Annotated in this window: 28 protein-coding genes; 20 read left to right on the forward strand and 8 right to left on the reverse strand. The window is 69.4% G+C overall.

Annotated elements, in window-relative coordinates; all coding sequences use genetic code 11:
- The first annotated feature begins 18 nt into the window (after nucleotides 1-18).
- The 7 genes from H4N58_RS05935 (at nucleotide 19) to H4N58_RS05965 (ending at nucleotide 6,387) form a co-directional block, all read left to right on the forward strand.
- The gene (locus H4N58_RS05935) at nucleotides 19-564 is read left to right on the forward strand and encodes a F0F1 ATP synthase subunit B (protein WP_167007522.1); all 546 of its coding nucleotides are present in this window, start codon (nucleotides 19-21) and stop codon (nucleotides 562-564) included.
- On the forward strand, nucleotides 564-1,373 hold the full coding sequence (locus H4N58_RS05940) for a F0F1 ATP synthase subunit delta (RefSeq protein WP_167007523.1): 810 nt from the start codon (nucleotides 564-566) through the stop codon (nucleotides 1,371-1,373). Before H4N58_RS05935 ends, H4N58_RS05940 begins: the two co-directional genes overlap by 1 nt.
- A 66-nt stretch (nucleotides 1,374-1,439) precedes the next feature.
- Complete coding sequence (gene atpA / locus H4N58_RS05945) at nucleotides 1,440-3,077, forward strand: F0F1 ATP synthase subunit alpha (RefSeq protein ID WP_167007524.1); 1,638 nt, start codon at nucleotides 1,440-1,442, stop codon at nucleotides 3,075-3,077.
- Between the two features lie 6 nt (nucleotides 3,078-3,083).
- Entirely contained in the window at nucleotides 3,084-4,016 is a 933-nt protein-coding gene (locus tag H4N58_RS05950; RefSeq protein ID WP_167007525.1) for a F0F1 ATP synthase subunit gamma, read from the forward strand.
- A 3-nt stretch (nucleotides 4,017-4,019) separates the two neighbouring features.
- Complete coding sequence (gene atpD / locus H4N58_RS05955) at nucleotides 4,020-5,459, forward strand: F0F1 ATP synthase subunit beta (protein WP_167007526.1); 1,440 nt, start codon at nucleotides 4,020-4,022, stop codon at nucleotides 5,457-5,459.
- Nucleotides 5,460-5,481: 22 nt separating this feature from the next.
- Nucleotides 5,482-5,874, forward strand: a complete 393-nt coding sequence (locus H4N58_RS05960; RefSeq protein WP_167007527.1) for a F0F1 ATP synthase subunit epsilon — start codon at nucleotides 5,482-5,484, stop codon at nucleotides 5,872-5,874.
- A gap of 48 nt (nucleotides 5,875-5,922) precedes the next feature.
- Nucleotides 5,923-6,387 carry a DUF2550 domain-containing protein gene (locus H4N58_RS05965; RefSeq protein WP_167007529.1) on the forward strand — a complete coding sequence of 155 codons (465 nt, stop codon included), beginning with the start codon at nucleotides 5,923-5,925 and terminating at the stop codon, nucleotides 6,385-6,387.
- 28 nt (nucleotides 6,388-6,415) lie between these two features.
- Here the strand turns inward: H4N58_RS05965 and H4N58_RS05970 are convergent, their stop codons facing one another.
- Together H4N58_RS05970 and H4N58_RS05975 are read right to left on the reverse strand one after the other, a co-directional pair.
- Complete coding sequence (locus tag H4N58_RS05970) at nucleotides 6,416-6,988, reverse strand: cob(I)yrinic acid a,c-diamide adenosyltransferase (RefSeq protein WP_167252008.1); 573 nt, start codon at nucleotides 6,986-6,988, stop codon at nucleotides 6,416-6,418.
- A gap of 55 nt (nucleotides 6,989-7,043) precedes the next feature.
- Nucleotides 7,044-7,358: a hypothetical protein gene (locus H4N58_RS05975; RefSeq protein WP_167252007.1), complete on the reverse strand. Its 315-nt coding sequence runs from the start codon at nucleotides 7,356-7,358 to the stop codon at nucleotides 7,044-7,046.
- 95 nt (nucleotides 7,359-7,453) lie between these two features.
- On the opposite strand from H4N58_RS05975, the gene H4N58_RS05980 reads away from it, so the two are divergent.
- The 3 genes from H4N58_RS05980 (at nucleotide 7,454) to H4N58_RS05990 (ending at nucleotide 11,045) form a co-directional block, all read left to right on the forward strand.
- Nucleotides 7,454-9,466, forward strand: a complete 2,013-nt coding sequence (locus tag H4N58_RS05980; protein WP_167252006.1) for a methylmalonyl-CoA mutase family protein — start codon at nucleotides 7,454-7,456, stop codon at nucleotides 9,464-9,466.
- 99 nt (nucleotides 9,467-9,565) lie between these two features.
- Nucleotides 9,566-10,090 carry a ferritin gene (locus H4N58_RS05985; protein WP_167007537.1) on the forward strand — a complete coding sequence of 175 codons (525 nt, stop codon included), beginning with the start codon at nucleotides 9,566-9,568 and terminating at the stop codon, nucleotides 10,088-10,090.
- Between the two features lie 28 nt (nucleotides 10,091-10,118).
- On the forward strand, nucleotides 10,119-11,045 hold the full coding sequence (locus H4N58_RS05990) for an FAD-dependent oxidoreductase (protein WP_255490715.1): 927 nt from the start codon (nucleotides 10,119-10,121) through the stop codon (nucleotides 11,043-11,045).
- Nucleotides 11,046-11,069: 24 nt separating this feature from the next.
- On the opposite strand, the gene H4N58_RS05995 is transcribed toward H4N58_RS05990, so the two are convergent.
- Nucleotides 11,070-11,633, reverse strand: a complete 564-nt coding sequence (locus tag H4N58_RS05995; protein WP_167252005.1) for an SLATT domain-containing protein — start codon at nucleotides 11,631-11,633, stop codon at nucleotides 11,070-11,072.
- A gap of 113 nt (nucleotides 11,634-11,746) precedes the next feature.
- Here H4N58_RS05995 and H4N58_RS06000 point away from each other — a divergent pair, with 113 nt between their 5' ends.
- Nucleotides 11,747-12,271: a hypothetical protein gene (locus H4N58_RS06000; RefSeq protein ID WP_167007542.1), complete on the forward strand. Its 525-nt coding sequence runs from the start codon at nucleotides 11,747-11,749 to the stop codon at nucleotides 12,269-12,271.
- 4 nt (nucleotides 12,272-12,275) lie between these two features.
- On the opposite strand, the gene H4N58_RS06005 is transcribed toward H4N58_RS06000, so the two are convergent.
- Complete coding sequence (locus H4N58_RS06005; protein WP_167007544.1) at nucleotides 12,276-12,785, reverse strand: O-acetyl-ADP-ribose deacetylase; 510 nt, start codon at nucleotides 12,783-12,785, stop codon at nucleotides 12,276-12,278.
- 99 nt (nucleotides 12,786-12,884) lie between these two features.
- On the opposite strand from H4N58_RS06005, the gene H4N58_RS06010 reads away from it, so the two are divergent.
- Complete coding sequence (locus tag H4N58_RS06010) at nucleotides 12,885-13,748, forward strand: SDR family NAD(P)-dependent oxidoreductase (protein WP_167007546.1); 864 nt, start codon at nucleotides 12,885-12,887, stop codon at nucleotides 13,746-13,748.
- Nucleotides 13,749-13,860: 112 nt separating this feature from the next.
- Here H4N58_RS06010 and nucS read toward each other — a convergent pair whose 3' ends face one another.
- Entirely contained in the window at nucleotides 13,861-14,538 is a 678-nt protein-coding gene (nucS, locus tag H4N58_RS06015; RefSeq protein ID WP_167007548.1) for an endonuclease NucS, read from the reverse strand.
- 19 nt (nucleotides 14,539-14,557) lie between these two features.
- Entirely contained in the window at nucleotides 14,558-15,100 is a 543-nt protein-coding gene (locus H4N58_RS06020) for a hypothetical protein (protein WP_167007551.1), read from the reverse strand.
- A gap of 158 nt (nucleotides 15,101-15,258) precedes the next feature.
- On the opposite strand from H4N58_RS06020, the gene H4N58_RS06025 reads away from it, so the two are divergent.
- The 8 genes from H4N58_RS06025 (at nucleotide 15,259) to H4N58_RS06060 (ending at nucleotide 20,784) form a co-directional block, all read left to right on the forward strand.
- Nucleotides 15,259-17,040 (forward strand): 3-hydroxyacyl-CoA dehydrogenase family protein, encoded by a 1,782-nt coding sequence (locus H4N58_RS06025; RefSeq protein ID WP_167007554.1) that lies wholly within the window; start codon nucleotides 15,259-15,261, stop codon nucleotides 17,038-17,040.
- 20 nt (nucleotides 17,041-17,060) lie between these two features.
- Complete coding sequence (locus H4N58_RS06030) at nucleotides 17,061-17,342, forward strand: hypothetical protein (RefSeq protein ID WP_167007557.1); 282 nt, start codon at nucleotides 17,061-17,063, stop codon at nucleotides 17,340-17,342.
- A gap of 63 nt (nucleotides 17,343-17,405) precedes the next feature.
- On the forward strand, nucleotides 17,406-18,284 hold the full coding sequence (locus H4N58_RS06035; protein WP_167252004.1) for a YihY/virulence factor BrkB family protein: 879 nt from the start codon (nucleotides 17,406-17,408) through the stop codon (nucleotides 18,282-18,284).
- Entirely contained in the window at nucleotides 18,281-19,090 is an 810-nt protein-coding gene (locus H4N58_RS06040; protein ID WP_167252003.1) for a tyrosine-protein phosphatase, read from the forward strand. Before H4N58_RS06035 ends, H4N58_RS06040 begins: the two co-directional genes overlap by 4 nt.
- A 98-nt stretch (nucleotides 19,091-19,188) precedes the next feature.
- Nucleotides 19,189-19,626 (forward strand): DUF6325 family protein, encoded by a 438-nt coding sequence (locus H4N58_RS06045; RefSeq protein WP_167252002.1) that lies wholly within the window; start codon nucleotides 19,189-19,191, stop codon nucleotides 19,624-19,626.
- Between the two features lie 13 nt (nucleotides 19,627-19,639).
- A complete protein-coding gene (locus H4N58_RS06050) occupies nucleotides 19,640-19,993 on the forward strand; it encodes an SHOCT domain-containing protein (RefSeq protein WP_167252001.1) in 354 nt (117 codons plus the stop codon).
- A gap of 126 nt (nucleotides 19,994-20,119) precedes the next feature.
- Nucleotides 20,120-20,527, forward strand: coding sequence for a hypothetical protein (locus H4N58_RS06055; RefSeq protein WP_167007571.1), 408 nt, complete (start codon nucleotides 20,120-20,122; stop codon nucleotides 20,525-20,527).
- 26 nt (nucleotides 20,528-20,553) lie between these two features.
- Complete coding sequence (locus H4N58_RS06060) at nucleotides 20,554-20,784, forward strand: hypothetical protein (RefSeq protein WP_167007573.1); 231 nt, start codon at nucleotides 20,554-20,556, stop codon at nucleotides 20,782-20,784.
- On the opposite strand, the gene H4N58_RS06065 is transcribed toward H4N58_RS06060, so the two are convergent.
- Together H4N58_RS06065 and H4N58_RS06070 are read right to left on the reverse strand one after the other, a co-directional pair.
- A complete protein-coding gene (locus H4N58_RS06065) occupies nucleotides 20,781-22,118 on the reverse strand; it encodes a hypothetical protein (protein ID WP_167007575.1) in 1,338 nt (445 codons plus the stop codon). The genes H4N58_RS06060 and H4N58_RS06065 overlap by 4 nt on opposite strands.
- The gene (locus tag H4N58_RS06070; protein ID WP_167007577.1) at nucleotides 22,115-23,197 is read right to left on the reverse strand and encodes an AI-2E family transporter; all 1,083 of its coding nucleotides are present in this window, start codon (nucleotides 23,195-23,197) and stop codon (nucleotides 22,115-22,117) included. Before H4N58_RS06070 ends, H4N58_RS06065 begins: the two co-directional genes overlap by 4 nt.
- Nucleotides 23,198-23,246: the final 49 nt, after the last annotated feature.

Consider the following 23,246-nt stretch of genomic DNA (forward strand, 5'->3'; position numbering starts at 1 on the left):
ACGTAAGGGTCCCACCACATGGACATCACACAGCTGGCCGCGGAGGAGGCGCACAACCCCATCCTCCCGGTCTGGTCCGAGGTCATCCTCGGCCTGATCGTCTTCGGGATCGTCGTCTTCCTGGTCGCGAAGCTCGTCGTCCCGAACTTCGAGAAGGCGTACGCCGAGCGTGCCGCCGCGATCGAAGGCGGCATGAAGGAAGCGGCTCAGGCCCAGGAGGAGGCCAAGGCGGCGCTGGAGCAGTACAACGCCCAGCTCGCCGAGGCCCGGCACGAAGCCGCACGCATCCGCGAGGAGGCGCGCGAGCAGGGTGCCGCGATCACTGCCGAGATGCGAACCCAGGCGCAGGACGAGGCTCAGCGCATCGTCACGGCCGCGCACCAGCAGATCGAGGCCGAGCGCGCGCAGGCGGTTCAGTCTCTGCGCCGCGAGGTGGGGCAGCTCTCCACCGAGCTCGCGTCGCGGATCGTCGGTGAGTCGCTGGAGGACGAGGCGCGTCAGCGCCGTACCGTCGAGCGCTTCATCGTCGACCTCGAGGGCTCGTCGAACGGATCGGCGAACTGATGCGGGGCGTTTCGGCGGCTTCGCTCGCCCAAGTCCTCGACGCCGTCAGCGGTGCTGCTGCCGACGGCGCTGAGGGCGTCGCCGTAGGCGAGGACGTGTTCGCGGTCGTCGGCGCGCTCGACGCCAACCCGGTGCTCCGCCGCGTGCTGTCGGACCCCGCCAGCGAGGGCGAGGCCAAGGCCGGTCTCGTCCGCAGCCTGTTCGGCGAGAAGATCGGCTCCGGTGCGCTGGAGATCGTGTCGATCGCCGCACAGGGACGGTGGGGTTCGGCGCGTGACGTCGCCGACGCGCTGGAGCAGGCTGGTGTCCAGGCGGTCCTCAGCCGCGCTGAGCGCGACGGTCAGCTCGACGTAGTCGCCGACACTCTCCTCGAGTTCTCGCGCGTCGTGGTGGCCGACCCCGATCTTCGGCAGGCCCTCGGCGACCGGGCGACCTCCGTCGAGGGCCGCAAGGTCCTCGTCTCACGTCTACTCGACGGCAAGGCGGACGACGTGACCCTCGCCCTGGCCCGACAGGCGGTCGCCGGACGCAACCACGGGTTCGAGCAGACGCTCGCCGGCTTCTCCGAGGACGCCATTGTCCTCGCAGGTCGCCTCCAGGCGCTGGTCACCGCTGCGTACGCGCTCGATGCCGACGAGAAGCAGCGTTTGGCCGGAGCATTGGCCCGCAAGTACGGTCGAGAGGTGTACGTGGACGTCACCGTCGACCCGGCTGTGATCGGCGGTCTGTCCGTCGAGATCGCCGGGGAGCGGATCGACTCCACGGTGTCGACCAAGCTCGCAGACGCGCGTCGCGGACTCGTGGGCTGACGATGGCCCTCACAACCCTGGACCAAGTACTTCCCCAGCACGATCGAGAAGAAGGTAGGCACTGACATGGCGGAGCTCACGATCCGTCCCGATGAGATTCGCGACGCGCTCCAGCAGTTCGTCAGCGACTACAAGCCGCAGGCGACCACCGAGGAGATCGGCGTCGTCTCGGAGGCGATGGACGGGATCGCCCGCGTCCAGGGCCTGCCGTCCGCGATGGCCAACGAGCTGCTCGAGTTCGAGGACGGGACGCTCGGTCTCGCACTGAACCTCGACTCGCGCGAGATCGGCGTCGTCATCCTCGGTGACTTCGCCGGCATCGAGGAGGGTCAGCCCGTCAAGCGCACCGGCGAGGTCCTCTCGGTCGCCGTGGGTGACGGCTACCTCGGTCGTGTCGTGGATCCGCTCGGCAACCCGATCGACGGCCTCGGCGAGGTCGCGACCAGCGGCCGCCGCGCGCTCGAGCTGCAGGCACCCTCCGTGGTCGAGCGCAAGAGCGTCCACGAGCCGCTGATGACCGGCATCAAGGCGATCGACTCGATGACGCCGATCGGCCGTGGCCAGCGCCAGCTGATCATCGGTGACCGTCAGACCGGCAAGACCGCCATCGCGATCGACACGATCATCAACCAGAAGCAGGCGTGGGAGTCGGGAGACCCCAGCCAGCAGGTGCGATGCATCTACGTCGCGATCGGCCAGAAGGGCTCGACCATCGCCTCGGTGCGCTCGGCGCTCGAGGAGGCCGGTGCTCTCGAGTACACGACGATCGTCGCGGCTCCGGCCTCGGACTCGGCGGGCTTCAAGTACCTCGCCCCGTACACCGGCTCGGCCATCGGCCAGAACTGGATGTACGACGGCAAGCACGTCCTCATCGTCTTTGACGACCTGAGCAAGCAGGCCGAGGCCTACCGCGCCGTGTCGCTGCTGCTTCGCCGCCCGCCGGGCCGCGAGGCGTACCCGGGCGACGTCTTCTACCTCCACAGCCGGCTGCTCGAGCGCTGCGCGAAGCTCTCGGACGAGCTGGGCGCGGGCTCGATGACGGGTCTCCCGGTCGTCGAGACGAAGGCCAACGACGTGTCGGCCTACATCCCGACCAACGTCATCTCGATCACCGACGGTCAGATCTTCCTCCAGTCGGACCTGTTCAACTCGAACCAGCGCCCCGCGGTGGACGTCGGCATCTCGGTGTCGCGCGTCGGCAGCTCGGCGATGCTGAAGTCGATGAAGGCCGTCACCGGCTCGATCAAGATCGAGCTCGCGCAGTACCGTGCGATGGAGGCCTTCGCGATGTTCGCCTCCGACCTGGATGCCGCTTCCAAGCAGCAGCTGGCGCGCGGCGAGCGTCTGATGGCGCTGTTCCGGCAGGGCCAGTACCAGCCGTTCCCGGTCGAGGAGCAGGTTGTCTCGCTGTGGGCGGGCACAACCGGCAAGCTCGACCCGGTGCCGGTTGACGACATCTCGCGCTTCGAGTCGGAGTTCCTCGACTACCTGCGTCGCAGCGAGCCGGCGATCCTCGACACCATCCGTGAGACGGGCAAGTTCGGCGACGACTCGGCGAGCTCGCTCGAGTCGGCGTACGACGCGTTCACGAACCAGTTCGAGACCAGCGACGGCCGTTCGATCAAGCCGGGCAAGGAAGAGCACGAGGCTCTCGCCGACGAGGATGTCGAGCAGGAGCAGATCGTCAAGCAGAAGCGAGGCTGACCTCTCGTGGCCACCTCACTGCGCGAGTACCGTGCGAAGATCAAGTCGACGCAGTCGATGAAGAAGATCACGCGCGCCATGGAGCTTATCGCGGCGTCGCGCATCGTCAAGGCGCAGCAGCAGGCTGCGGCGGCGACGCCGTACGCCCGTGAGCTCACGCGCGCGGTGTCCGCTCTTGCGACCTTCGGTGCCGTCGACCACAAGCTGCTCACCGAGAACCCGGAGCCCAAGCGCGCCGCGGTCCTGGTCATCTCCAGCGACCGCGGTCTCGCCGGGTCGTACTCGTCCTCGGTCCTCAAGGAGTCGGAGCGTCTCGTCGAGAAGCTCCACGCCGAGGGCAAGGAGGTCGACATGTACGTGACGGGCCGCAAGGCCGAGGCGTACTTCCGGTTCCGCCAGCGCCCCGTGGTGCAGGCGTGGAACGGCTTCTCCGACCGCCCGGGCTACGCGAACGCCCGCGAGATCGGTGACGTCCTCACGTCCGCGTTCCTCATCGATCCCGAGGACCCGGAGACCGGGGACCCGGCGCGTGCCGTGGACGAGCTCCACATCGTATTCACCCGGTTCCGTTCGATGATCAGCCAGACCCCCGAGGTCATCCGGCTGCTCCCGCTCGAGGTCGTCGAGGGGACGGAGGCGCCGGAGAACGGCGACGTCTACCCCCTGTACGAGTTCGAGCCGTCGGCGTCGGAGGTGCTCGATGCGCTCCTGCCGAAGTACGTCAACCACCGGCTCTACTTCTGCCTGCTCCAGGCGGCGGCATCGGAGCTCGCGGCTCGCCAGCAGGCGATGAAGAACGCGACCGACAATGCCGAGGACCTGATCCAGAAGTACACCCGAATCGCCAACCAGGCCCGTCAGGCCGGGATTACCCAGGAAATCAGTGAGATCGTCGGTGGCGCGAACGCCCTCGCCGACGCGACCGCCGGGAGTGAGTGAAACATGACTGCCACTGTCAACGAGACCACGACGACGGGCCGTATCGCCCGCGTCACCGGTCCGGTCATCGACGTCGAGTTCCCGACGGACCAGATGCCGGAAATCTACAACGCCCTGCAGGTCCACACGGCGCTCGACGCCGAGGGCCGCCCTCTCACGCTCGAGGTCGCCCAGCACATCGGTGACGGCATGGTCCGCGCGATCTCCATGCAGCCGACCGACGGCCTTGTCCGCGGCGCCGTCGTGCGCGACACCGGCAAGCCGATCTCGGTGCCGGTGGGCGACGTGACCCTGGGCCACGTCTTCAACACGATCGGCGAGTGCCTCAACCTCGAAGAGGGCGAGGTGCTCGACATCAAGGAGCGCTGGGGCATCCACCGCAAGGCTCCGTCCTTCGACTCGCTCGAGCCGAAGACCGAGATGTTCCAGACCGGCATCAAGGTCATCGACCTCCTCACCCCGTACGTCCTGGGCGGCAAGATCGGCCTGTTCGGCGGCGCCGGTGTCGGCAAGACGGTGCTCATCCAGGAGATGATCGCCCGTGTTGCCCGCGACCACGGTGGTGTGTCGGTGTTCGCCGGTGTCGGTGAGCGCACTCGTGAGGGCAACGACCTCATCGTCGAGATGGACGAGTCGGGCGTTCTCGGCCAGACCGCACTGGTCTTCGGCCAGATGGACGAGCCGCCGGGCGCGCGTCTGCGTGTCGCCCTGTCGGCGCTGACGATGGCGGAGTACTTCCGCGACGTCCAGAAGCAGGACGTGCTCCTCTTCATCGACAACATCTTCCGGTTCACCCAGGCCGGCTCGGAGGTCTCCACGCTGCTCGGCCGTATGCCGTCCGCGGTGGGCTACCAGCCGACCCTGGCCGATGAGATGGGCGTGCTGCAGGAGCGGATCACGTCGACGCGTGGTCACTCGATCACCTCGATGCAGGCGATCTACGTGCCGGCCGACGACTACACCGACCCGGCGCCTGCGACGACGTTCGCGCACCTCGACGCCACGACCGAGCTCAGCCGTGAGATCGCCTCGCAGGGCATCTACCCGGCCGTGGACCCGCTGACGTCGACGTCGCGGATCCTGGACCCGCGCTACATCTCGGCCGACCACTACCAGGTCGCGACCCGTGTCAAGCAGATCCTCCAGCGCAACAAGGAGCTGCAGGACATCATCGCGATCCTCGGTGTCGACGAGCTGTCGGAGGAGGACAAGACGGTCGTGTCCCGCGCCCGTCGCATCCAGCGCTTCCTCTCGCAGAACACCTACGTGGCGAAGCAGTTCACGGGCATCGAGGGCTCCACGGTCCCGCTCGACGAGACCGTGGATGCGTTCAAGCGCATCTCGGACGGCGAGTACGACCACGTGGCCGAGCAGGCGTTCTTCATGTGCGGCGGTCTGGACGACGTCGAGAAGAAGTGGGCCGAGATCCAGAAGAGCTCCTGATCGGGAGAGAAGGAGTCCTCTGATGGCAGGCACACTGCACGTCGAGCTCGTGAGCGCCGACCGGCTGCTCTGGTCCGGCGAGGCCACGTCCTTGATGACTCGGACGCTCGACGGTGACATCGGCATCCTCCCGGGGCACGCCCCGGTGATGTCGGTGCTCGCCGACGGGGTCGTCGAGATCGAGACGGACACGAAGGAGACCTGGGTGGCCGCGGTCGACTCGGGCTTCCTCTCGGTGGCCGCAAACCGCGTGTCGATCCTGGCGGAGAGCGCGGTCATGTCGCACGACATCGACCTGGAGCGCGCGAAGCACGACCTCGAGCGGATCAAGTCCGAGGGAAGCGACGACGAAGAGGCCGCTGAGACGGTACGCCGTCTGGAGGCCCGTATCCGCGCCGTTGAGCTCGCGTCCTAAGGTCTACACAGGAGATCTTGAGTCGCTCGTCGAGGGAGGAGGGCACACATGCCGATCTGGTTGTGGGTGCTCGACTCCCTCGGCCTGCTTCTGGCCCTGGTCGTTCTTGCGGTCATCGGGCTGGCAGCGCGTCGGCGAATCCTCGCCCGGGGCGGCAGTACGTTCGACCTCAGCGTCAACCGCAAGCGTGATGTTCCGCGCGAGGAGGGTGACCCTCGCGGGTGGACCCTCGGGATCGGTCGTTACGGCGACATCCATCTCGAGTGGTTCCGCACCTTCTCTTTCTCCCCGCGTCCCGTACTCCGGCTGGAGCGCGGCCACGTCGAGGTGCTCGGGCGCCGCAAGCCGGTCGGCTCAGAGACGTTTGCGCTGCACGCGGGCAACACGATCGTCCAGTGCTCGGTCGACGGCGAGACCGAGATCCAGCTCGCCCTCAGCCCGCAGGCGCTGACGGGCCTCCTCGCCTGGCTGGAGTCGTCGCCTCCCGGCCGCGAAGTCAACAACGTCATCTGACGCCCCCCGCTGCGCCCGTACGGGCGGGTCAGCGCTCTCCGCCGGGGACCCACAGCACGTCGCCGACCTCGCGGTTGGCGTAGCGGGCGAGAATGAAGAGCAGGTCCGAGAGACGGTTCAGATACTTCGCGGTAAGGATGTTCATCGTGTCGCCGTGCTCCTCGATCGCTGCCCACGCGCTGCGCTCGGATCGTCGGCAGACCGTACGAGCGATGTGCAGGACCGACGCCGCAGGCGTACCGCCGGGCAGGATGAACGACCTCAGCGGTTCGATCTCGGCGTTGTAGTGGTCGCACCACTGCTCGAGCCGCTCGACGTACTCCGGCTCCACACGCAGCGGCGGGTACTCCGGGTTCTCGACGACCGGAGCGCCCAGATCGGCACCGACATCGAAGAGGTCATTCTGCACCCGCGCGAGCACCGCGTCGACGTCCTCGTCGAGCGTGCCCAGTGACCGGGCGTATCCGAGGTGGCTGTTGAGCTCGTCGGTGTCGGCGTACGCCTGGAGCCGGAGGTCGAGCTTCGACGTCTTGCTCATGTCGACCAAACGGGTCGTGCCGTCGTCGCCGGTACGCGTGTAGATACGGGTGAGGTTGACCATGGCGCCCACCCTATTCCTCGCGAACTGACTCTCGAGCGCGCAGTGACTCGCGAGGTCAGGGGTGGGGGTGGCGGGCGGCGACCCACGCGCGGGCGACATCCGCCTGCGCGGACCAGGCGAGCACGAGCCACCCACGGACGTCGTGCGTGACCGACGCCCGGATGCCTTCGGTCCGCAGTCGCGCCGCGGTGATCTCGGCACCGTGCTGGTCCTTGCACCGAGCGACGGGGACGAGCATCCCGTACGAAGGGAGCCGGACGCGCTTGCCGGGGGAGTGCGCCCACTTGAGGATCAGGGCCAGCCCGGCCACGGCGAGCAGACTGATGAGAGGTACGAACGCGTACCCGACGAGAGCCCCACTGCCGCCCATACCGTCAGTGTGCACCCGCGGGCTCCCGATGTGACCCTCGTGACTCCGATCACGTGGGTGTTACCGACCGGTCACAAGCGTCTAACCTAAGCCGCATGGCCGACAAGACCCCTCGCGATCGCCCCTGGGTGATGCGCACCTACGCCGGGCACTCCTCGGCGGCTGACTCCAACGCGCTGTACCGCCGCAACCTCGCGAAGGGGCAGACGGGTCTGTCCGTCGCGTTCGACCTGCCGACCCAGACCGGCTACGACCCCGACCACGAGCTCAGCCGCGGCGAGGTCGGCAAGGTCGGCGTGCCGGTCCCCGACCTCGGGGAGATGCGCCGCCTTTTCGAGGGCATCCCTCTCAACACGATGAACACCTCGATGACCATCAACGCGACGGCCATGTGGCTGCTCGCGATGTATCAGGTCGTCGCGGAGGAGCAGGCGCGCGAGGCCGGCGAGGACCCGCAGGAGTGGATCGGCCAGCTCGCGGGGACCACCCAGAACGACATCATCAAGGAATACCTCTCGCGTGGGACGTACGTGTTCCCGCCGGCGGCCTCGATCCGGCTGACGACCGACATGATCGCCTACACGGTCGTCAACATGCCCAAGTGGAACCCGCTCAACATCTGCAGCTACCACCTGCAGGAGGCCGGCGCGACGCCGGTGCAGGAGCTTGCCTACGCCCTATCGACGGCGATCACGATCCTCGACGCGGTCCGCGACGCCAGGCAGGTGCCGCCGGAGGAGTTCGAGAAGGTCGTCGGACGCATCTCGTTCTTCGTCAACGCGGGTGTCCGGTTCATCGAGGAGACGTGCAAGATGCGCGCCTTCGGCCAGCTGTGGGACGAGATCACGCGCGAGCGCTACGGCGTGCAGGACCCCAAGATGCGGCGCTTCCGCTACGGAGTCCAGGTCAACTCGCTCGGGCTCACCGAGGCACAGCCGGAGAACAACGTGCAGCGCATCGTGCTCGAGATGCTCGGCGTCAGCCTGAGCAAGAACGCCCGCGCCCGCGCCATCCAGCTGCCGGCGTGGAACGAGGCGCTCGGCCTCCCACGTCCGTGGGACCAGCAGTGGTCCCTGCGTCTCCAGCAGGTTCTCGCGTACGAGTCGGACCTGCTCGAGTACGGCGACATCTTCGACGGCAGCCACGTCATCGAGGCCAAGGTCGCCGAGCTGGTCGCCGGCGCCAAGGAGGAGATCGACCGTGTCCAGGCGATGGGCGGTGCGGTCGCCGCGGTCGAGTCGGGCTACATGAAGCAGGCGCTGGTTGCCTCCCACGCAGCGCGTCGCGCGCAGATCGAGGCGGGCGACCAGCTCGTCGTCGGCGTGAACGCCTACAAGGAGACCGAGGAGTCGCCACTGACGGCCGACCTCGACGCGGCGATCCAGACCGCCGACCCGTTGGCCGAGGCGAGCGCCATCGAGCGCGTCATCGCGTGGCGCGGGCAACGTGACGAGGCGGAGGTCGCCGAGGCGCTGGAGCGGCTCCGCACCGACGCCAAGACCGACGCGAACCTGATGGACGCCACGCTGGCCGGTGCGCGCGTCGGCGTGACGACCGGTGAGTGGGCAGGCGCGCTGCGCGAGGTGTTCGGCGAGTTCCGCGCGCCGACCGGTGTGACGGGGGTGGTCGGAGTGGCCGAGGCAGGAGCAGAGCTCACCGCGGTACGCGAGCGTGTGAAGGCGACCGGGGAGGAGCTCGGCGGACGGTTGCGTCTGCTCGTCGGCAAGCCTGGCCTGGACGGACACTCCAACGGCGCCGAGCAGATCGCGGTGCGTGCGCGCGACGCTGGGTTCGAGGTCGTCTATCAGGGCATCCGCCTGACCCCGACACAGATCGTCGCGGCGGCCGTGGACGAGGACGTCGACTGCATCGGGTTGTCGATCCTCTCCGGGTCGCACATGGAGCTCGTCCCCGACGTGCTGTCGCTGCTGCGCGAGGCGGGGATCGGGGACGTGCCGGTCGTCGTCGGCGGCATCATCCCCGAGTCCGACGCACGGCGTCTCATCGAGGCGGGTGTCGCGGCGGTCTACACGCCGAAGGACTACGGCATGACGCAGATCATGGACGACATCGTCGACGTGATCCGCAGGGCCAACGATCTGGCCTGAGGCTAGCCACGCCTTGCTGGTATGCGTCCGTACCTCCGACTAGCGTCGGGGGTACGGACGACGACGCGGGCAGGGAGCCCGCAGCGAGGAGTGAGGCACATGGCATCCGACAAGTTCGCGGCGCTGCTCAGCGAGCAGGTGGGGCACGAGTTCGCCGCACACCAGCAGTACGTCGCGATCGCGTGCTACTACGACGCGCTCACCATGCCGCGCATGGCGGCGCTCTTCTTCCAGCAGGCGCTGGAGGAGCGCGACCACGCGATGATGATGGTGCAGTACCTCCTGGACGCCGACGTGCCGGTGCGCGTCCCGGGCGTCGCTGACCCGATCAACGACTTCGACGACGCGGTCGCGCCGGTGACATTGGCGCTTGCCCAGGAGAAGCGGGTCACCGACCAGATCAACGAGCTGACCCGCGTGGCGCGCGACGCGAACGACTTCGCGTCCGACCAGTTCATGCAGTGGTTCATCAAGGAGCAGGTCGAGGAGGTCTCCAAGATGAGCGACCTCCTCGCCGTCGTGACCCGGTCGGCGGACGACCTCGAGGCGATCGAGCACTGGGTCGCTCGCGAGGAGAAGGGCGAGGCGGCCGATCCGACCGCCCCGCCGGTCGCCGGGGCCTGAGACACCCGGCGGACCCGTGCGAGTCCTGGTGGTCGGGGCCGGTGTCACGGGACTGACGTGCGCCGTGGTGGCTGCTGAGCGCGGCCACCACGTCGACGTCCTCGCGCGCGACCTGCCGCGCGAGACGACCTCGGCCGTCGCCGCGGCCTGCTGGTATCCGTACCTCGCGTTCCCCGTCGACCGCGTCCTCGGCTGGGCCCGCAGGTCGTACGAGGTGTTCGCCGCGCTCGCCGCGGACGAGTCGGACGGAGGTCCGGGCGTGCTCGTACGGCGCACTCAGGAGCTGCTGCCCGAGCGGTCGCCCGATCCGTGGTGGCGCGAGGCGGTGCCGGACCTGCGCCGGATCGCCTCGCCTCCGGACGGCTACGCCGACGGGTGGACGTTCGACGGGGCGGTCGCGCACATGCCGCGCTACCTCGACTACCTCGAGCGTAGGCTCGCTGCGTCCGGCGGCACGGTCACCCGCATGGCGCTGTCGGCCCTGCCACCCGGGGCGGACGCGGTCGTGAACGCTTCGGGTCTCGGCAGCCGGCTGCTGAGCAGTGACGAGACCACCAGCCCCGTACGAGGTCAGGTGCTGCGCCTCCCGCCCGTTCCCGGAGTCGACGAGGTGGTCCTCGCGGACCGGGACGACACCGTCACGTACGTCGTGCCGCGCGGCGACGACGTCGTGGTCGGGGGCACAAGTGAGCCCGGAGTCTGGGACCTCGCCCCTCGTACGCAGGACTCCGAGGCGATCCTGGCACGTGCCGCCGCGCTGGTCCCGGCGCTTCGCGGTGCACCGGTGCTCGGCGTCCGGGTCGGACTGCGGCCCGCGCGTCTGACCGTGCGGCTCGCGCTCGAGCGGCGCGAGGGCGCGAGCCCCGTCGTGCACTGCTACGGGCACGGCGGTGCTGGCGTGACACTGTCGTGGGGGTGCGCCGACGAGGTCGCCGACCTGCTCGACACCCTCTGAGCCGCCGGCGGCGCTGCCGGGTGATCAGCTCGCGGTGAGCTCTTTGAGGGGCTCGTCGATCTCGGCGTCCCGCGCCACGGTGGCCGGTGTCGCAGCGGCGGGCGGCGCCACGGTCTCGGCAAGAGCCTCGAGCTGCTGTGCCGCGCGCCGCGACGCACGCCCGGGCAGAGTCGGGGAGGCTTTCTCGACGCGGGTCCAGTCGGCGCGGATCTCGGAGAGGCGGTCGTCGGTGATGCGCTCGGACAAGATCGCCTGCTCGAGCTGGCGTCGGACGTCGCCGTACTCGGCGCCCGCGCGCTGGTGCGCGGCGATCACGTCCGCGTCGTTGAGCAAGGTGTGCAGCAGCGCCGTGGCCGCTGTCGCGACGGCAAGCGCGCCGGCGGTGACCTGGAGCCACGCGCGCGGCTCCGACAGCAGGCTCGTGAAGCTGGCGGAGGCGGCGAGCGCCGCGAGGACGACCGCCGTCGCTCCGATGAGGCGGTGCCGCCGGCGGGCGGCCTTGGCAGCGAGCCGGTGGCCCTCGTGCCCGACCCGGATGGTGACCAGCCACTGCACGACGGTCGGTTCGTCACCGCGATACGTCCACATGCGCAGGACCGTAGCGGGACCGGCTGCCTTCTTGGGCGAGAATGCGGCGGTCGTCCCAGGGCCCGGGCGTAGACCCCTTGTCATTTCGGACAAACGGGCGTAAGACGGATTACATGATTACCGAGGCTGAGACGGACGAGGTGCGTGGGTGGTTCGCGGGTCGCCTGCCCGAGGGGCTGTTCGAGGAGCTCGTCAGCGTGACCGTCGACCGCGAGGAGATCGTGGTGATCGGACGCATCCCCGAGCCCGCTCTGCCTGAGGGGGCCTCCGACGCCGAGCGGGCAGGTGCGGTCGAGGGTCGGATCCGTGAGTTCCGTGCGCGTACCCGGGACGCGCGGATCGAGGTCGCGCGTGAAGCCCAGCACCGGTTCACCCGTACGGTGTCGTGGGGCGTGGAGTGCGGTGACACGCGAGCGCTCTTCACCCATCTCGCGTCCCCGGTGATGACGCGGCTGCGGCAGCCCGAGCGGCAGGTGCTCGACACGCTCGTCGCCGGCGGTGTCGCGCGCAGTCGCAGCGACGCGCTCGGCTGGTGCGTGCGGCTGGTCCAGCGGCACGCGGACACGTGGCTCGACGAGCTGCGCGACTCGCTCGCGCACGTGCAGCGCGTGCGCGAGCAGGGGCCGGACGCCGAGTGAAGGCTCAATCCACGGCAGCGCGCAGCAGCCGGTCGGCCGCCTCGCCGTAGGCGACGAGGACGACCCGCTCGACCTCGGTCGTGGCGCCGCGGATCGTCGAGACCGCGACGGCGACCGCATCGTCCAGGGGCCAGCCGTACGCACCGGCGGAGATCAGCGGGAAGGCGACCACGCGTGCCTGGAGCTCGTCGGCGACCGCGAGGCTGCGTGCGTACGCCGACCGGAGCAGGTCTGTACGGTCCTCGTGCCCGGACCACACCGGGCCGACGGTGTGGATGACCCAGCGGGCCGGGAGGCGGCCGCCCGTGGTCGCGACCGCGTCGCCCGTCGGCAGTCCCTCTCGATGGCTCGTCACCCGCAGCTCGCGGCACGCCTCGAGGATCTCCGGCCCGCCGGCGCGGTGGATCGCGCCGTCCACGCCGCCACCGCCGAGCAACGTGCTGTTCGCGGCGTTGACGACGGCGTCAGCCCGGACGGTCGTGATGTCGCCCTGGACGACCTCGATGCGGATCATGCCTCCTTGCATACCTGATGGCGGCGAGCGGGGCCATGCGTGTAGTCTCGTACGAGACGAGACGCATCGTCTCGCCACCCGACGAGGACAGGGAGTGCCATGACCCAGCAACGGACCTGGTTCGTGACCGGAGCAGGACGAGGGCTGGGGCGGGCTTTCGTCGTCGCCGCCCTCGAGGTTGGTGACAGGGTCGCGGCCACCGCACGCACGCCCGCCGTGCTCGACGACCTCGCCGCCGCGTACGGAGACCAGCTCGTCGTTCTCCCGCTCGACGTGACCGACCGGTCCGCCGTCGTCCGGACCGTCGCGGAGGCTCACGGCCGGCTCGGACGACTCGACGTCGTGGTCAACAACGCCGGGTACGGGCAGATCGGCGCGATCGAGGAGCTCGCCGAGGACGAGGTGCGCCGTCAGCTCGACACGAACCTGCTCGGCGCGATCTGGGTCTCGCAGGCTGCCCTGCCCTACCTGCGTGCGCAGGGCGGCGGCCACGTCGTCCAGATCTCGACCGTCGGTGCGGTCGGGACCGTTCCGTTGTTCGGGCTCTACAACGCGAGCAAGTGGGGGCTCGAAGGGTTCAGCAGCGCGATGGCCGACGAGGTCGCGCCGTTCGGCATCCACGTGACCATGGCGCAGCTGGGCGGCTTCGCGACCGACTGGGCGGGCACGAGCATGGCCTTCGCCGAGAGCGCGATCACGGCGTACGCGCCGGTGCGCGAGGCGGTGCTCGGCATGCCGTCCTATCCCGACGGTGCCGCCGACGACGCTGCCGTCGACGCCGACGAGCCCCCTGAGGTGGCCGCGGCGGCTCTCCTCGCGCTCGTCGCCCAGCCCGCCCCGCCACGTCGCGTGATCATCGGTCGCGGTGCCCACGAGATGGTGGCGATGGCACTGGCCTGGCGCCGCGACGAGTACGCGCGTGATCCCGCGTTCACCTGGCCCGCCGCTCCCGAGACGTCATAGCGGGCAGGCCGACGAGCGCCCGCCGTGGGTGGTCGTCGTCCTCTCTGAGGCGCGACTCCACCGTCGGCGGCCATGCGGGCGAGCCTAGGAGCCCCATAAGGGGCTCGCGCGCTCAGAACAGGCGCAGACTCGGGTCGTCGATGCCGCGCAGCGCGTCGTAGTCGACGACGCGGCACTCGATGCCACGGTCGGTCGCGAGCGTGCGGGCCTGCGGCTTGATCTCCTGCGCCGCGAAAATGCCGCGTACGGGGGCGAGCAGGGGATCGCGGTTCATCAGCTCGAGGTAGCGCGTGAGCTGCTCGACGCCGTCGATCTCGCCGCGTCGCTTCACCTCGATCGCGACCGAGGCGCCGTCGGGGTCCTTGCACAAGAGGTCCACGGGGCCGATCGCGGTCATGTACTCGCGGCGCACCAGGGTCATGCCGTCACCGAGCGTCGTCGGGTGCTCGGCCAGGAGCTCCTGGAGGTGCTTCTCGACGCCGTCCTTCTGGAGCCCCGGGTCGATGCCCAGGTCGTGGCTCGAGTCGTGGACGAGCTCGTCGATGAGGATCCGCAGCGTGTCGTCGGTCTTGGTGGCCGAGACCGTCCACTCGAGGGCGCCGTCCTCGGTCCTGACCTCGCGCAGCGTCGCCGGAGGGCTCATCCAGTTGAGAGGCTTGTACGCGCGGTCGTCGGAGTGGATCGACACCGATCCGTCCGACTTCACGAGGATGAGACGTGTGGCCATCGGGAGGTGGGCCGTGAGGCGACCTGCATAGTCGACCTGGCAACGGGCAATGACGAGTCGCACCCCGACAGGCTAGCGAGCCTCATCGGACGCGGACGAGCACGGTCCCCCTGATGGTGAGGGTCTTGGACTTGAGCCTGCCCCGGGTGGTCACGCCGTCGCCGCCCTTGAGGATCACCTTCTTGCCCTTGAGGCGCCACTTGCCGGAGCGGATGTTCTTGACGCCGGCGAAGTCATCGACAAAGCGTCCGTTCTTCTTGATGCGCAGCACCCACTGCAGTTCGCGGTTGCGCCACACGCCGACGGGACCGCGTCCCGCCTTGGCTGCGGCGAGCTCGCCGGTGCTGGGGGTGGAGCTGGTGTCGGAGGGTGGGGAGGGCGCCGGCGTCGTCGGTGTCTCGGGCGCGGGCTCGGGCGTCGGCTCGGTCGTCGGAGTCGTGGTGGGCGCCGTGGTCGCTGTCGGTGCGGATGAGGTGACCGTGCCCTCGGGTGTGCCTGCGCTCGTATCGCCTTCGCCACACCCGGCGACCGTGAGGACGAGCGCGAGGACCATCGCGGGGGCTGCGCGACGGCCGCCCGACGCAGCGGCGGGGGCGGAACGGAGTGCTTCCTCGAGACGGGGCATCCGGCCATGCTAGGTGCAGCCGAACGCAGCGGCACGGTTCTCCACAGGCACGGCGTGACCTGAGTCACGGCGCGAGGTGTGTGATCGCTGCGAGACTCCTGCCCACCCGGTAGTAACCTGCCGGTAACTTACGTCCTCCCCGAACACAGGAGACATCCGTGGCGCGCGAGATCAACTCAGTCGGAGTCGTCGGCCTGGGCACCATGGGTGCCGGCATCGCAGAGGTGCTCGCCCGCAACGGCATCTCGGTGATCGGCGTCGATCGCGACGAGGCGGGGCTCGACCACGGCCGCGGCACGATCGCGCACTCGACCCAGCGCGCCGCCGAGCGGGGCAAGCTGGCCGACGACGACCGTGCGGCTCTGCTCGGTCGCATCACCTACACCACCGACCTGACCTCCCTCGCCGACGTCGATCTGGTCATCGAGGCCGTGGTCGAGCAGCTCGACGTCAAGATCGACGTCTTCCAGCAGCTCGACAAGATCGTCCGTGACGACGCGATCCTCGCATCCAACACCTCGGCGCTCTCGGTCACCGAGATCGCGTCGGCCACCAAGCTCCCCAGCCGCGTCGTCGGGCTCCACTTCTTCAACCCGGCGCCGGTCCAGGACTTCGTCGAGGTCGTCCGGACGGTCGTCTCCGCGCCCGACGTCGTCGACGACGTCGTCGCCCTGGCGCAGCGTCTGGGCAAGAGCCCCGTCACCGTCGGCGACAAGGCCGGCTTCATCGCCAACGCGCTGCTCTTCGCCTATCTCAACCACGCGGCCTCGATGTACGAGGCGCAGTACGCGACGCGCGAGGACATCGACGCCGCGATGCGACTCGGCTGCGGCTACCCGATGGGCCCGCTCGCGCTTCTCGACCTCATCGGCCTCGACACCGCGTACGAGATCCTCGAGACGATGTACCTCCAGGACCGCAAGCGTGTCCACGCGCCGTCGCCGATCCTCAAGCAGATGGTCACCGCCGGCCTCCTCGGCCGCAAGTCCGGCCGCGGCTTCTACACGTACACCGAGGAGTACGCGTCGGAGGTCGTCGCCGATGCCGCCACCCCGTCGGCCGATGTCGCGCCGCAGCTGCGCCGCGACATCGCCACCGTCGGTGTCGTCGGCACCGGCACCATGGCCGCGGGCATCGTCGAGGTCTTCGCCAAGGCCGGCTACGACGTCGTCTACGTCGGACGCACGCCCGACAAGCTCGACGGCGTCCGTGCTGCGATCACCAAGTCGCTCGACAAGGCCATCTCGCGCGGCAGGTCCACCGAGGAGAAGAAGGCCGAGGTCCTCGCGCGGCTGTCCGGCAGCACCGAGCGCGAGGCCTTGGCCGACGTCGACATCGTCGTCGAGGCGATCGCGGAGGATCTCGACGTGAAGGTCGAGCTGTTCAAGGACCTCGACCGCCTCTGCAAGCCCGGTGCGATCCTCGCCACGACAACGTCCTCGTTGCCGGTCATCGCGTGCGCCGCGGTCACCAGCCGCCCGGCCGACATCATCGGGATGCACTTCTTCAACCCCGCGCCGGTGATGAAGCTCGTCGAGGTCGTCTCGACCGTGGCGACCGCCGACGAAGTGAGCGAGACCGTCACGGCGCTGTGCGCCCAGATCGGCAAGCACCCCGTGTCGTGCGGCGACCGCGCGGGCTTCATCGTCAACGCGTTGCTCTTCCCGTACCTCAACGACGCCGTCAAGATGCTCGAGGCGCACTACGCCACCGCCGACGACATCGACGTCGCGATGAAGCTCGGCTGCCGGCTGCCGATGGGTCCGTTCGAGCTGCTCGACGTCGTCGGCAACGACGTGTCGCTGGCGATCGAGCAGACCCTCTTCCGCGAGTTCCGTGAGCCCGCCTGGGCGCCGGCGCCGCTGCTCGAGCACCTCGTGACCGCGGGCTACCTCGGGCGCAAGACCGGACGCGGCTTTCGCGACTACGCCCGCCGCTGAGCGGTCCGTACGCTGGAGCCATGTCTCGCCGACGTCGCACACCCCGTGGACCACGGGGTGCTCCTCCGCCGCTGAATGGCGGTCACCAGCGCGTCGAGGAGCGCGGCGACGGCGACTGGGTCGTCCGTACGATCACGGGGGCGACGTCCACCAAGACGTACACCTGCCCCGGCTGCGCGCAGCCGATCCGTCCGGCGACGCCCCACGTCGTCGTGTGGCCGCTCGAGCCGGGGCTCCTGAGCACCTCGGGCCTCGAGGAGCGCCGACACTGGCACAGCCCCTGCTGGCGACGCCGCCGCTGACCGCCCGCGGCCTCACCCGCCACGGGTGAGGCTCACCGCGAGGCACGCGGTGAGACTTGTGCGGTGGGACGGCGTGCCAGCACAGAGGCCTGGGTCGGGAGGGCCGTCGCCGTCAAGGCGTGGTTCGACGCGTCCTTCCCCGGCCGCTGCGTGCGTCACATGTACGACATGGACGGGCGGAACCGTGCGATCACCCTGTCCGGCCAGGCGTTCATCGCCCTGATCCCGCTCCTGGTCGTCGGTTCGAGCTGGTTGTCCAGCTCGGGCGACCAGCAGGTCGACGACCTGCTCATCGACTACTTCGGTCTCACCGGCAGCGCCGCCGAGGCCATGAGCCTGCTGTTCGCGTCGCCGCCGGACGCGACGGGCGGGTTCACCCTCGGGAGCTTCGTGATCCTGCTGCTGTCGATCGGTTCCTTCTCACGGACGCTCCAGCGGATGTACGAGCTCGCCTGGTCTCTCGAGGCCGCGCCACGGGTGAAGGCCGCCTCGGCCGGCTTCCTCGGCGTCTTCTTCATGCTCGCGATGTTCGTCCTGGTCGGTTGGGTCGGACACCTCCTCGGCCCCGCGGGCGTCCCGGTCCAAGTGGTGATCTCGGTGCCGCTGTGGATGATGCTGCTCCGGATCGAGCTGGCGGGGCGTGCCACCGTCGAGGCCCTGCTGCCCGCGGCGATCCTCACGACGGGCGTGCAGCTCGCGGCCGGCTGGTGGACCCATCTGTACGTGCCGCACCTCATCGCGATCGACGCCCAGCGCTACGGGGTGATCGGTGTCGCGTTCGCGATCGTCGCGTGGCTCGTCGTCGTGGCGTACGTGCTGGTCGGCACCGCCGTCGTCGGCTACGAGCTGTCGGTCTGGATGCGCGACCGGGGCATCACCGCCACCATGATGGCCTGGGTGGGACGGGTGGTCCCGCGCCTGACTCGGCAGGAGGACCCATGATCGATCCCGCGACGTACCCAGGTGCGTCGATCCCCTTGGAGACGCTCCCCAACCTGCGCGGTCTCGGCGGGTGGAGGACCAGCGACGGGCGCCGTGTCCGCGACGGAGTGCTCTACCGATCGACGGACCTGAGCCGGCTGAGCGGAGCGGACCTGGACGCGGTCGCCGCGCTCGGCATCCGGACGGTGGTGGACCTGCGGACCCAACCCGAGCGCGCACTGCGCCCGGATGTCGTGGTGCCGGGGGCTGAGCACGTCGTGCTCGACGTCCTCGCCGACGACACCGACGCCACACCCACCGACATGGCGACGATCCTCGAGGACCCGAAGCGCGCCAAGACGCTCCTCGGCGACGGGCAGGTGGAGGAGCTGCTCAGCCGGGCCTACACGCAGCTGGTCGCCCTCCCGAGCGCGCGTACGGCGTACCGGACGTTCTTCTCCGACCTCCTCGCGCTCGACCGCGGCCCCGTGCTGTTCCACTGCACCACGGGCAAGGACCGTACGGGGTGGGCCGCGGCGACGACCCTCCTGATGGTCGGCGTGCCGGAGGAGGACGTGGTGCGCGAGTACCTGCTCACCAACGACCAGCTCCTCCCGGCGCTCAAGCCCGTCTTCGACGAGTTCGCGGCGCACGGCGGCGATCCCGCACTGCTCCGCCCGGTCCTCGGGGTCCGTGAGGCGTACCTCGAGACCAGCATGGCGCAGGCGCGGACGCAGTACGGCGATCTCGCGACGTACTTCGCCGAGGGACTCGGCGTCGGCCCGGACCGCCGGGAGGCCCTTCGTGACCTCCTGACCGAGTGCTGAGGCCCGTCCGGGCTCAACGTCACCCGCGAAGGGTGATCCCCAGACGGGGCGTTCACCGCAGAGTGGGACGAAAGCTCGTCGCAGAGAGGGGACATCCGATGGCGGACAACGCGAACCCGTCCGGCCCGGTCGACATCGCCGTGCTGGGGTTCCTGGAGGGGGCGACGCCTGACGGCAGCGTGGCCACCGTCGTGGCCGACGCCGTCGCGAGCGGAGCCGTACGGCTGCTCGATGCGGTGATCGTCTCCCGCGGTGAAGACGGGAGCGTGACGGTGCTCGACATCGACGACGGGGACGCGATCCGCGAGATCCTGGGCGTGGAGTCCGACGTGCCGGGCCTGCTGGGTGAGGAGGACATCCTCGCGATCGCCGAGGCGGTGCCGAACGGGACGTCCGCGGTGCTCGTCGTCTGGGAGAACGTGTGGGCCGCTCGCTTCTCCGCAGCGCTCGGCGCTGTAGGAGGCGTCGTCCTCGCGCACGAGCGCATCGACCGTTCCGACCTCGACGCCGTGGTGGCGGCGTGGGGATCTGAGTGAGGAGAGTACGACCATGATCGGTGGACGTGGGGGACGCCCGGGCCTCATCGGGCTGGCGGCGAGGACTGCTGTCGTGGCAGGAACCGCCGGCGCGGTGAACAACCGGATGCAGCGACGCCAGGACGCCCGGTACGAGCAGGAGGCGCAGTCGCAGGCGTACGAGCAGCAGCAACAGCAGGCAGCGATGCAGGCTGCGGCGCAGCAGGCGGCCGCGGCCCAGCAGTACGCCGCGCAGCAGCCGGCGCCAGCTGCCGCGGGGGGCGGCGACGTCGTCACCCAGCTCGAGCGGCTCGCGGCACTGCAGCAGCAGGGGATCTTGACGTCGGAGGAGTTCGCCGCCCAGAAGGCCAAGATCCTCGGCGGCTGAGGCACTCGCCGCGCGGCGGTGATCGCCCGCGGCGAATCACCCCGTGGGTGTGATGCTGCGGCGCCGTGGCGCCGACACGCTGACTGGTACGCGGCGGGGTGGCCGCCGCCTGATGAAGGAGACCGAATGTCCACCCGTTCTGCCACACGCACCAGCAACCCCTGGGCGCAGGGGCTCACGATCTTCGCAGCAGCGATGCTGGCGATCATCGGGTTCGTCCAGGTTTTCCAGGGGATCGCCGCCATCGCCAAGGACGACGTCTTCGTCCGTACCGAGGACTACGTGTACGCGTTCAACGTCACGACGTGGGGCTGGATCCACCTCGTGCTCGGCGTGCTCTTCATCGTGATCGCGTTCGCGATCATGTCCGGCAACGCGTTCGCGCGCGGAGCCGGCATCGGCCTGGCGGTCCTCTCGATCATCGCCAACTTCCTGTGGCTGCCGTACTACCCGATCTGGGCAGTCGTGATCATCGCGTTCAACGTGTTCCTCATCTGGGCACTGGCCAACTACACGCCAGACTTCGAGAGCTGACGATTCCTTCGTTGAACGGAGCGCGCATGACGAGCGCCTCGCCCGGCCGATCGACCTCGTACGAGATCCTCGTGCGAGGCGAGCTGAGCGAGGCGCTCGTCGCTGCGCTGGCCGCGCTGCGCCTGCGTGTGGAACCCGGAGACACTGTCGCGCTTCGGGGTGCCTTTCGTGACCGTGCCGAGCTCCTCGGCGCGCTGCAGGCCCTCGAGGAGCTCGGGGTGGAGCTCATCGAGGTCACCCCCACCCAGGACGACTAACCGGGAGTCCCTGGACCACTGGCCGGCTGTTCAGCCGGCTTCCGCTCCCGCGGCCCGGCCACCAGCTCCACCACGAGCAGGCCCAGCACGATCAGGACGACGATCACCAGCGCGTTGCCCCCGGTCGGATGGTCGAGAGAGACGTAGGCGAGCACCCCGAGCGCCACGACCGCGACGCGGGCGAAGGTCCGGTAGGTGGCGACGAACGTGGACACGGGGCCGCGGGAGATGCCGGAGCGCTCGCGCATCCGTCCCGCCGCGCCCACGATGCCCGTACGGATCGCGGCGCCGGCTCCCGTCGGGGCGAGGAGGAACGCGGTCACCGCGAGCGCGAGCGCGATGACGAGGACCGCGCGCAGCGCGGTACGGATGAACAGGACGAGCTGGTCGTAGACGACTGCAGCGGCATCAGCGGGCAGCACGTCGGACGGCACCGCGTCGAGGTAGAGCGGCCGGATGAGGTTGAGGACCAGGCCCAGGAGCACCATCGCGACGGCGACCGAGATCGCGACAGCGAAGAGCGCATGCCTGCGGTCTCGCGCGATGAAGACCGCCGTCGCGAGCAGGACGAGCCCGAGGATCGGGAGCACGCGCGAGGCCGTCTCGAGCCAGCTGAACCACGTCTGCGCCTTGCCTATGTCATCGGACTGGAAGAGCACGAAGCTCGCGTTGACCTCGGGGATGCGCTCGGCCAACGCGAACCCACGGTCGACGAGGAGCTGTTTGGCCGCCTCGACGAACGTCGCGATGTTGATGCTCACCGCATTGTCGGTGACCTCGACCTGGTCGGTGTCGGCGCCGGTGAGGACGGCGACTGCCTGGCCATGGGCTTCGCGGTTGGCGGTCACCCACGCCTCCTCGAACGTCTCGGAGCGGACCACGCGGTCGACGGTGTCGCGCACGAACCCCTCCACGGCGCTCGTCAACGGAGTGGCGAGGGCGGGCAGCAGCGGAGCCGCACGGGGCGGTACGAAGTCCTGCTGCGCCACTGCGTCGAGCGCCTCCTTCGTCACCGCGTCGATGTTGAGCTGCGTGACGATCACGTCGGTGATGAGGTTGGTGAGCGCGTCCTGCACCGCCGGGTCCGAGACCAGCGGCGCGACGGTCTCGACGTAGCGGTCGGTGTCGCCGATCTCGTCGTGCGCCCACGTCGCGACGACGGACAGCGGGGCCATGAGCGCGCCGAGGAAGACGAGCACGGCGACCAGCGGCGTACGCCACCAGCCGCTGCGTCCGCCGGGGGCGGCCGTGGCGTCGGGCTGATCGGACAGGCGCTGCCTGAGATCGGCGACCTCCGCACGGAGCCGTTCGACCTCCTCGTCGTTCGCACTCATGGTGTGGTCCTTTCCACGGCCTTCGGCACGGTGTCGCTGGACAGCAGCGGGCCGATCCAGCCCCGGTCGGGACTGACGTCGACGAAGACGGCCTTGACGAACAAGGTGAGGGGGATGGCCAGAATCGCCCCGATGCCGCCGAACAGCGAGGCCCAGAAGATGAGGGACAAGAAGGTCAGCGATCCTGACAGTCCGACCGTGTTGCCGACGACTCGGGGCTGCACGAGGGTCTGCAGCACGAAGTTCACCGCCGAGTACACGAGGATCACGGCCAGCGCCGTACCCCAGCCGTGATCGAGCAGCGCGATGATCGTCGGCGGAATGAGGCCGATGATGAACCCGATGTTGGGAATGTAGTTCGTGAGGAACGCGAGGATGCCCCACAGCCACGGGTCCCGGATGTCGAGCGCGTACAGCGCGACGACGTCGACGAGGGCGACGACGAGCCCGAACAGCGTGGACACGACCAGGTACGTCCGCGTCCCCTGGGCGAACCTCCCGAACGCCTCCGCCGTACGCGAGCCGCTCGAGGGGACCCTGCGCAGCTTCGAGGCGAATGCGCCCGCGTCCGTCGCGACGAAGAAGAGCAGGACGACGATGAAGAAGATGCTCGAGAACGCGCCTGCGACACCTCCGATGAGGTCTGTCGCGATCCCGACGAGGCTGCCCAGGTCGATCGACCTGATCATCTCCTGGACCTCCGCGCTACCGACGCCCCACGACTCGAGGAGGTCCCCGATGTCGTTGACGAACGCCTGGAACTGCGGCTCGTACTCGCCGAGCAACGTCGCGAATCTGCCCGCGGCGACCACCAGGGCGACTCCGAAGCCGCCCACGATGGCGTACACCGCAAGGAGGGTGGTCCCCGTCGCGAGCCACTCGGGGACGCCGCGCCTCACGGCGAAGTCACGGACGGGTTGGACCGCGACGACGAGGACGAGCGCGAGGATGAGCGGCGCGATGATGCCAGCGAACACGCGCAACCCGATCGCTGCGGCGAGGGCGCCGGCGCAGGTGAGGATGATCAGTGGCTCACGGGGGAGCGCGAGCCGCGTCGATGGCTCTCGATCGTCAGGCACGGTTCGACGCTAGGACAGCCCTGGGCTGCTGCGACTCACCCGTGCGGTG

Origin of the sequence: Mumia sp. ZJ1417 (genome assembly GCF_014127285.1) — a bacterium.
GTDB lineage: Bacteria > Actinomycetota > Actinomycetes > Propionibacteriales > Nocardioidaceae > Mumia.